Annotated in this window: 5 protein-coding genes; 4 read left to right on the forward strand and 1 reads right to left on the reverse strand. The window is 61.4% G+C overall.

The window, feature by feature from the left end; translation table 11 throughout:
- Positions 1–20 precede the first annotated feature (20 nt).
- Positions 21–1508, reverse strand: a complete 1488-nt coding sequence (locus tag AC07V9_RS23710) for a YdgA family protein (RefSeq protein WP_495018069.1) — start codon at positions 1506–1508, stop codon at positions 21–23.
- 215 nt (positions 1509–1723) lie between these two features.
- Here AC07V9_RS23710 and AC07V9_RS23715 point away from each other — a divergent pair, with 215 nt between their 5' ends.
- The 4 genes from AC07V9_RS23715 to AC07V9_RS23730 all read left to right on the forward strand — a co-directional run bounded on the left by AC07V9_RS23715 (position 1724) and on the right by AC07V9_RS23730 (position 6847).
- Positions 1724–2416: an HAD-IA family hydrolase gene (locus AC07V9_RS23715; RefSeq protein WP_495018070.1), complete on the forward strand. Its 693-nt coding sequence runs from the start codon at positions 1724–1726 to the stop codon at positions 2414–2416.
- 229 nt (positions 2417–2645) lie between these two features.
- On the forward strand, positions 2646–3149 hold the full coding sequence (locus AC07V9_RS23720) for a sigma-70 family RNA polymerase sigma factor (protein WP_495018071.1): 504 nt from the start codon (positions 2646–2648) through the stop codon (positions 3147–3149).
- Entirely contained in the window at positions 3149–4114 is a 966-nt protein-coding gene (locus AC07V9_RS23725) for a FecR domain-containing protein (RefSeq protein WP_495018072.1), read from the forward strand. The genes AC07V9_RS23720 and AC07V9_RS23725 overlap by 1 nt, the downstream gene beginning before the upstream one ends.
- A 270-nt stretch (positions 4115–4384) precedes the next feature.
- On the forward strand, positions 4385–6847 hold the full coding sequence (locus AC07V9_RS23730) for a TonB-dependent siderophore receptor (protein ID WP_495018073.1): 2463 nt from the start codon (positions 4385–4387) through the stop codon (positions 6845–6847).
- Positions 6848–6971: the final 124 nt, after the last annotated feature.

Here is a 6971-nt window from a genome sequence, read left to right on the forward strand (position 1 = left end):
CGGCCTGACCCCTGCAAGGCTTACTGCCCGCGAGTGAGCATCACGAACTTGCCCATCATCGCTGCGGCGAACTGCTGGGCGCTCATCTTCTCGCCGTTGAAGTCCACCACATCATTGGCGTAGTGCAGGGTTGAGGTGATGTTGTCGCCCTCGACCTTGCCCAGCTGGAACATGACCGCCATGCCGCCGACCGAATCTGCAGCCTCCTGGGCGTTGCGTGCAATGGCTGCCGGGTCGCTCAGACCGGCAGAAGTAGCCTGCAGGGTGGCCAGGTCGCGGATCATCGGCTTGGAAAGCACCAGCTTCGCGTCCAGGTTGGTCAGCAGTTGCTTGAGCAATGCAGCGCCCGGCTGATCGAGGGAGGTGGGGTTACCCAAGTCCATCGACAGGTTGAAACGGCTCTCGCCACTGGCGGTTTTCAGCGACAGTTTCTCCAGCTCGATATGCGGTTTGGCCGCCAGCAGCTTGCCGACCTCAGCCTGCACCAGCGCCTGATCGGCAGGGCTCAGGTGCGGCGTGTAGGTCTGGCCGGTTGCAGCGGCGGCCTGAGCCTGGGGCTGGACTTTTTCCTGATAGAACTGCAGCAGATTTTTGGTCGACGCGATGTCGAAGTTGGCGAATTTCCAGAGCATCTGCGAGGAGCCGATGTCCTTGCCGTCGACGCTGATGTTGCTGATGTCGTAGGTCACCTGCGCGTTGAGGTTGCCTTCGACTTCCTGCAACAGGCTGGTGTTCACGAAATCCTTGAGCGCGATAGGCGGCTGGTTGGGCGCCTGGAAGGTGACCGAAGACGCCTTGGCGTCACTGTGGCCAAGGTAGAAGCCCGACTTGCCCTTGGTGCCGCCGGTGTTGAACGTCACGTCCTTGAGCAGCAAGTGCACCGGGCCCTGTTCGGAAGTGGCGGTCACGTCGAGGCTGCCCAACACGCCGTTGGCTTCCAGTTTTTCGCCATCACCCGTGCCCGAGGCGTTGAGGGTAAAGCCGGAAAACTTCAGCGAGCCGGTCTGATCGTCGAACTGGAAGGGAAGCAACTCGACCCGGCCGCGAGCCGCGCGGTCATAGCCCATGCTGAACTGGCCGGTCAGCGGTGGCTGGCCGTTGGTCATGGCGAACCACCTCTCGGAGAACGCGTTCTTTTCGATCGCCATGTTGCTGGCGGCCATGACGGGTACCAGATTCAGCGACTTCACTCGGCTCCACGGGAAAGGGCCGTGCTCGATGTTGTCTTCGAACAGCAGCTCGACCGGCTGGCCATCGTTGAGTTTCGGGTTCTGGAAGGTGAGTTTGTAATGCGCAGTGCTGGTGAAGAAGTGCCGCTGCAGCGACAACAGCTCCACACTCGCGCTGCCTTCATGGCCGACAAGGGCAGCCTGAATCTGCTGATTGCCCTGCTGAACAGCATCACCGAGCACACCTTCCAGACGGGTCCCCGTGTACCAGGCGCCTGCGGTGATAAGTGCGCCTGCAACGATGACAACGCCTACGGCAATGTTGACTGATTTTTTCATGTGTCGACTCGAAGATGTCCGTTCTTGAAGAGAGATGAGGTCTTCCCTGACTCAGCAGGGTTACGGCGCCCCCACAGGGGCGCCGGGCAGCATCTGCGCGGCCCGAAGCCCGGCGAGAGTAGCACCTGGCGAGATCATTTTGCAGCCGCCGCGCCTAGCCAGTTCCTTCGCGCAAGGGTTAGGCTGGGCGCCAACCTGCAAACGGGATCGATGAAATGAGCAACGCGCAAAAGCCAAAGGGACCGATCAAGGCGGTGATTTTCGACATGGACGGCCTGTTGCTGGACACCGAGGGTATCTACACCGAGGTCACCAACACCATCGCCAGCTGGCACGGCAAGACCTTCGACTGGGCCATCAAGCAGCATTCCATTGGCCGTGGCTCGCAGGATTTCGCCGAGTACGTCATCAGTGCCCTTGAACTGCCGATGTCCGCCGACGAGTTCCTCACCGTTCGCCAACCCATGCTCGATGAGCGCTTCCCCCACGCCCAGCCGATGCATGGCGCCGAGGCACTGGTGCGTCATCTGGCCGAGCACAACATTCCAATTGCCGTGGGCACCAGCTCTTCGCTGCATTACTTCCATGTGAAAACTGGCAACCATCGCTCCTGGTTCGAGCTGTTTCGCCACGTGGTCACTGCCGACCACAAGGACGTCAAAGCCGCCAAGCCTGCGCCGGACATCTTCCTGACCGCAGCGCGCCTGCTGGGTGTAGATCCGAAAGACTGCCTGGTATTCGAGGATTCACCGTTTGGCGTGACCGCCGCCAAGACCGCCGGCATGTTCGCCGTGGCCGTGCCGGACTCGCACATGCCGGTTTCGCAGTACGCCCATGCTGACCTGATGCTTGGGTCGCTGGCGGAGTTCCCGCTGGAAGACTGGGGTTTGCCGGGTTATCGCGAATAAGGCGACCTCTTGTGTAGGAGCGCGCTTGCCCGCGATTTCGATCTATCAGTTTCATCAGCGGCGCTTGACGCACCGCCATCGCGGGCAAGCGCGCTCCTACAAAGCGGGCGTGACCTTTCATCCCCTGCGATGTGCAATGAAATTGCTATCGCTCCGGTGTCGACTATAGAATGCGATCAATTCTTAATTACATCCGGCACGGACGCCCGGAATGTTTCCAGTGGTCTCTATGTCGTCAGTCGATCGATCGCTCAACCTGCACATTCAGAACCTGTATAGCGAACACCATGGCTGGCTTCACCGCTGGCTGGACCGCAAGCTGGGCAACACCAGCGATGCGGCAGACTTGGCCCACGACACTTTCGTTCGACTGCTGACGCGCCAAAGCATCGCTACGGGCGCAGCGCCGCGCGCGCTCCTGACCCACATCGCCAAGGGCCTGGTGATCGACCGCTGGCGCCGACAGGATGTCGAGCGCGCCTATCTGGAAACCATCGCACACCTGCCCGAGCCGCAAGTGCCGTCGCCGGAAACCCGTTGGCTGATCCTGGAGGCGTTGTACCGCATCGACGCCATGCTCTGCGCGATGCCGGAAAAAACACGCCAGGCGTTTCTGATGTCGCAGATCGACGGCATGACCTATCCGCAGATCGCCACCGAACTCGACGTTTCCCTGATCACCGTCAAGCGCTACATGCGCGACGCCTTCCTTGCCTGCCTGAGCGTGGCCTGATGAACCACTCCATCGACCCGGAAATCCTCGGCGAAGCCGCCGACTGGCTGGTGCAACTGCAGTCCGGTGGCGCCACCGATGAAGACCATCGCGCGATCCAGCTGTGGCGCGGACGCAGCGCCCAGCATGCGCAAGCGTGGCAGCGGGCCGAGGCGATCATGGGAGATTTGCGCGCAGTGCCAGGCTCTATCGCCAGCGACACCATCAAACGCATCAGCCGCAATAAAAGCATCGGTCGTCGTCAGGCGCTCAATCGCATCGGGCTGTTTCTGCTGGCGGGTCCGGCCATCTGGCTGGCGCAGCGAGAATTGCCATGGCAGGCGTGGATGGCCGATCAGCACACAGCCATCGGTGAGCAGAAAAACCTGACCCTGGCCGACGGCACTCGCCTGCTGATCAACACCAACAGCTCGCTGAGCATTGCCTTCAGCGCCACCTCCCGACGCATCAATTTGTTCAAAGGCGAGGTGCTGATTATCACAGGGCACGATCCGTCGCCGACCTATCGGCCGTTCATCGTGCAGACCCGCCACGGCACCGCCCGTGCGTTGGGCACTCGTTTTAGCGTGCGGGTCGAGGATCAGAACAGTCGCCTGGCCGTGGTCGAAGGTGCAGTTGAAATGAAGCCGGCCCATTCGACCACCGCCGTGGTCGTCAACGCCGGTGAACAGAGCGCATTCAGCCTGGAGCAGACGGCGGCGGTCGTACCTCTGGATCAAGCGAGCATGACCTGGGAAAACGGCATGATGGTCGCCCAGAACATGCGTCTGGCGGATCTATTGACCGAGCTGGGCCGTTATCGCCAGGGCGTGCTGCGCTGTCACGATGCGGTCGCGGAGCTGACGGTGTCAGGGGCGTTTTCTCTGCGGGACACCGACGCCAGCCTGCGCCTGTTGCAGAGCACCTTGCCGATCAGCGTGAGCAGCCTGACTCGGTATTGGGTGGCGGTAGAGCCGCGCGGGTGATGCTTGGCTGCCACCGCACACAATCTGTGGGAGCGAATTCATTCGCGAGACGGCGGTACAGCCGACATCTCTTTATCGTCCGGACCATTTTCGCGAATGAATTCGCTCCCACAGGGTTTGTCTGGCACAGATGATTCGGTGCGAATCCCAAATGGTCAGGCGCGTTTGAGTGCCCCTGACGTTTATTTTCACGTTCGCTGATACCTTTTTCCCTGTCGTTCGGTGTGCAAGAGAACCCCTCACTTTTCTTTGCTTCGACAGGATTGCCGAATGACCCTCAGGCCGCTCAAGCATTCATTCAGAATGAGTCCCACTCGCTTCCCGCTCAAAGCCCTGAGTCTGGCCGTTGCCTTGATCGGTCTGGCGCCGGTGCATAACGCGCTGGCGGCCGATGCTGTGCAGAGCAGTGTCGCGCGCAATTATTCCATCGCGCCCGGGCCGCTGGGCGATGTTCTGGCGCAGTTCGCGGCGACGTCCGGCGTGCCGTTGTCATTCGATTCCAAACTGCTCAACGACCGTCGCAGCGAAGGCCTGCAGGGCAGCTACAACGTGCAGTCCGGCTTCGCGCACCTGCTGCAGGGCAGCGGTTATTCACTGCTCAGCACCGGCGACAACGGCTACACCGTGGCGCCCGAGGTCAAGCTCGGCGATGCGATGGAGCTGGGGGCGACCACCGTCAGCGGCGAGCTGAGCGCCCAGGCCGACACCTATGGCGGCGGACAGGTCGCTCGTTCGGCGCGCATCGGCGTGCTGGGCAATCGCGAGATCAAGGACGTCCCGTTCAGCGTGGTCAGCTACACCTCCAAAACCATCGCCAACCAGCAGGCGCGCACCTTGGGCGATGTGCTGCTCAACGACGCTTCGGTGCGTCAGTCGGCAGGCTTTGGCAACTTCTCTCAGGTGTTCACCATTCGCGGCCTGCCGCTGCAGACCGACGACATCGCGTTCAACGGCCTGTACGGTTTGCTGCCACGGCAGATCATCACCACCGAAGCGGTCGAGCGGGTCGATCTGTTCAAGGGCCCGAATGCCTTTATCAATGGCGTGTCGCCCCAGGGCAGTGGCATCGGCGGCAGCGTCAACATCGTGCCCAAGCGCGCCGAAGACACCCCGACCCGCAGCGTGACGCTGGACTACGCCAGCGACGCCACTGTGGGCGGTCACTTGGATCTGGGTCAGCGATTCGGCGAAGACAACCGTTTTGGCGCGCGCATCAACCTGGCCCAGCACGGCGGCGACACCGCCATCGACGACGAAACCAAACGCTCACAACTGATCGCTGTCGCCCTGGATTACCGTGGGGATCGCCTGCGCGTCTCGACGGATTTCGGCTATCAGAAAGAGCGCATCAATCAGGGCCGCGCCGTGATCTACCCCAACGGCAGCGTGGTCCCGCATCCGCCATCGGCCAAGGACAATTACTCACAGACCTGGAGCTGGTCGCAGCTCGAGGACACCTATGGGATGGTCAACGCCGAGTACGACCTGAACGACAACTGGACGGCCTACGCGGGCGGCGGCGCCAAGCACACCCGTGAGAACGGCCAGTATTCCTCCCTGTACGTGAGCGACAACAACGGCACGGCGCGCACGGGGTTTCTGTATTCGCCCCATGATGAAGACAACAAAAGCGCAGTGGCCGGCTTGAACGGGCATTTCGACACAGGGCCAGTGACCCATCAGATGAACGTCGGCCTGTCGGGGATGTGGGGGGAGCAGCGCTCGTCGTTCGAAGCGATTCTGGCGGCCAATCGTCAACCGAACAACCTCTACAACCCGGTGCAGATTCCCCGTCCGAGCGTGACGTATTTCGGTTCGGACATTCATGACCCGCGTATCGTGGGCAAGAACCGCATCAAGAGCGCTGCCGTCTCCGACACGCTTGGTTTTATCGATGATCGCGTGTTGCTGACCGTTGGTGTGCGTCGCCAGACCCTGGAAGTCGACGCGTGGAATACCACCACGGGTGCCCGGAGCGCCAACTATGACGAGTCGATCACCACCCCGGTGTACGGCCTTGTAATCAAGCCTTGGGAGCATGTGTCGTTCTACGCCAACCGCATTGAAGGCCTGGCGCAAGGGCCGACAGCGCCCGCGACCAACGTCACCAACCCCAACGAAGTATTCCCGCCACGTCGCAGCAAGCAGACCGAAGCCGGTGTGAAGCTGGATTGGGACAGCTACGGTGCGACGTTCGGCGTGTACCGCATCGAACAACCCAACAGTGCGACCACGACCGCGCCGGGCAATCGCCTGGGAACGTTCAGCGTCGATGGCGAGCAGGTCAACAAAGGCCTTGAGATGAACATTTTCGGCGAGCCGGTCGATGGTCTGCGCCTGCTGGCTGGTGCGACCTTCATGCACACCGAATTAAGCAAAACTTCGGGCGGCCTCACTGACGGTAACCGCGCAGCGGGTGTGCCACGCTTTCAGTACAACCTGGGCGCTGACTGGGACATCCCGGGCATCGAAGGCGCGGCCCTGAGCGGCCGGATGCTGCGAACCGGCGGCGAATACGTCAATGCCGAAAACACGTTAAGCATCCCGTCCTGGACCCGCGTCGACCTCGGCGCACGCTACGGTTTCAAGGCCGACGACAAATACATCACCTTGCGCGCCAACGTCGAAAACGTCGCCAACAAGGCCTACTGGGCCTCCGCCTCGACGGCAAACAACTACCTGACCCAGGGCGAGCCACGGACGTTGAAAGTGTCGGCTACGATGGATTTTTAAGCCCGGCCACCAATGCGAGTGGGCTTGATACCTGTGGGGGCGATTTCATTCGCGATTGGCCATTACATCCGATCCATATCCGTCGGATGTTCCGCCGTCTCGCGAATAAATTCGCTCCCACAGG

The sequence above is a fragment of the Pseudomonas sp. GW821-FHT02A11 genome, assembly GCF_059421985.1.

Coding starts and splice junctions, on each gene's coding strand:
- AC07V9_RS23710 (WP_495018069.1), bottom strand. CDS start 1,508: ATGAAAAAATCAGTCAACATTGCCGTAGGCGTTGTCATCGTTGCAGGC.
- AC07V9_RS23715 (WP_495018070.1), top strand. CDS start 1,724: ATGAGCAACGCGCAAAAGCCAAAGGGACCGATCAAGGCGGTGATTTTC.
- AC07V9_RS23720 (WP_495018071.1), top strand. CDS start 2,646: ATGTCGTCAGTCGATCGATCGCTCAACCTGCACATTCAGAACCTGTAT.
- AC07V9_RS23725 (WP_495018072.1), top strand. CDS start 3,149: ATGAACCACTCCATCGACCCGGAAATCCTCGGCGAAGCCGCCGACTGG.
- AC07V9_RS23730 (WP_495018073.1), top strand. CDS start 4,385: ATGACCCTCAGGCCGCTCAAGCATTCATTCAGAATGAGTCCCACTCGC.